3 protein-coding genes are annotated in these 2,035 nt (G+C 43.8%); 1 reads left to right on the forward strand and 2 read right to left on the reverse strand.

What is annotated here, in order from left to right; genetic code table 11:
* Both A3762_RS13010 and A3762_RS13015 read right to left on the reverse strand, forming a co-directional pair.
* On the reverse strand, nucleotides 1–290 hold a 290-nt coding region (locus tag A3762_RS13010; protein WP_068501628.1), incomplete at its 3' end, for a c-type cytochrome.
* Nucleotides 291–426: 136 nt separating this feature from the next.
* Nucleotides 427–915 (reverse strand): GNAT family N-acetyltransferase, encoded by a 489-nt coding sequence (locus A3762_RS13015; RefSeq protein ID WP_231878807.1) that lies wholly within the window; start codon nucleotides 913–915, stop codon nucleotides 427–429.
* A gap of 169 nt (nucleotides 916–1,084) precedes the next feature.
* On the opposite strand from A3762_RS13015, the gene A3762_RS13020 reads away from it, so the two are divergent.
* On the forward strand, nucleotides 1,085–2,035 hold a 951-nt coding region (locus tag A3762_RS13020), incomplete at its 3' end, for a putative solute-binding protein (RefSeq protein ID WP_068755956.1).

The raw sequence follows: 2,035 nt of genomic DNA on the forward strand, positions 1-2,035 counted from the left end.
GCAAGGTTCTGCATATCCGCATCAGTAAGAGCAGCCGCCTGTGCTTGCATGATTGCCGCCATTCCACCATTGCGCTGTTTTGCTTTGTAAGCCTTCAAAGAAGAGACCAAATACTCTTTATTCTGACCTGCCAAATTAGGGTAAGTTTTGATCGTTGCAATACCATTTGCACCATGACAAGCAGCACACACAGCTGACTTTGCTTTACCTGCAGCGGCATCACCGGCCATCGCAAAACTAGAACCTAAAGTAACACTCACAATCCCAGCCATTAGTACTTTCTTTAACATATTCTTCTCCTAACAATGTGTACTACTTCTAATCAGATAAGGTTAGTGTAGCAGAGTACCTTGAAATACAAAGTGTCTCGGCTTTAGCTAAATCAAGTCTGTTCTCAAAACCTTATCTTGTCACTTAATCTTGCAATCACTTATATATAACTAGTGCATCCACGAACCCGAGCTTTTGATGATCAAATGCTTTGTGTAATCGGCCCACCGTTTCGAACCCTAACTTAGTCCATAGATGGACCGCTGAACTATTCGAAGAAACAACCAAATTAAACTGCATTGCCTTATAGCCAAGCGTTACAGCAATGGACTGCGAATGTAAACATAGTTGGCTAGCAATCCCTCCCCCCCGATACGAAGGCGATACCATATAACCACAATTGCTAACATGCGCGCCCAAGCTCGCTTGATTCAGTTTAATGTAATACGTAGCGACCACTTCGCCAGATTGCTCTGCAACATAGGTAAATTGAGGCATGACCATCCACTGCTGAAACCCCTCTTCTTTGCTGATATCAGGAGAATAAGGATAACTATCGCCAGCACGAACAATGTCGCTAAAAAATGGCCAGATACGATCCCAATCAGCCAGCTGTGCTTCACGAATATTCAGGGATAACGCCATATATATTGTTCCCTCTCTTGTACGATCACTCACCCTTTAATTAGGGGGACTTGCATGAAACCTATTCAATTAACCGGATAGAACTCTCATTTTCCGAATAGAACATTTCTCTAAATCATACTTTACGTTAGCATTCGATTTAATAAGAAAAACTTTGAGACTTGTCAGTATGTTACGTCTTCTTTCAGTAGTTTTAACAGGCTTACTTTTAGCCAAAACAGCACATGCAAATGCACTTCAGCCGCTCACTATGTGCGTCTTCGACTTTGTTGGCCATGATGGCCCCATCCACAAAGAAATGAAGGAATACAAAATCGATGCCGTGCGTTGGGGTGTTGATTTGTCTTTTAAGGTATATACCGATGATCGTGTCGCCTCAGAAGAGTTTAAAAATGGCGTATGCGATATGCTCAACTTACCTGGCATACGGGCACGCGAGTACAACTCATTTACAGGCAGTATTAATGCCGTTGGCGCATTGCCAACCTACGACCATCTGGCCATCGTCATCAAATCTTTAAGCAGTCCTGGTGCTGCGAAAATTATGCGCAGCGGCGAATATGAGATCATCGGTATTGCGCCGATCGGTGCGATCTTCTTATTCGTTAATGACAAGAGTATTCAGAACCCAGAAGATATGGCTGGCAAGCGTGTCACCGTGCTCGATAATGCGCCTGAAACTGAATATTTAGCGACACGTATCGGCATGACGCCAGTATCATCAAGTATTGCTAACGCGCTCCAAAAATTTAATAACAAAGCGGTCGATATTACCGGCGCACCAGGCTTAGCTTACGAGCCTATGGAAATGTACAAAGGCCTTGAGCCAGGCGGTGGTGTTATCAAATGGCCAAGCTTGCAGATCACCATGCAGCTAATTGTTCGTTGGGAAAAAGTACCTGAAGGTTTTGCGCAAAAATCTCGTGAACTGATGGCGAGCAAATATAAAGATCAAATTCGTAAAATCGTTGATAGCGAACTAACAATCCCTGAGAAATACTGGATTGAAATTAGCGAAAAAACCGAAGACAACTGGAGTGAGCTGTTCCGCGAAAGCCGCATCGCCCTGCGTGAGCAGGGAGTCTATAACGGCAAAGCTTTAACCTTGTTCCGTAAGGTT

The sequence above is a fragment of the Oleiphilus sp. HI0125 genome (assembly GCF_001635355.1).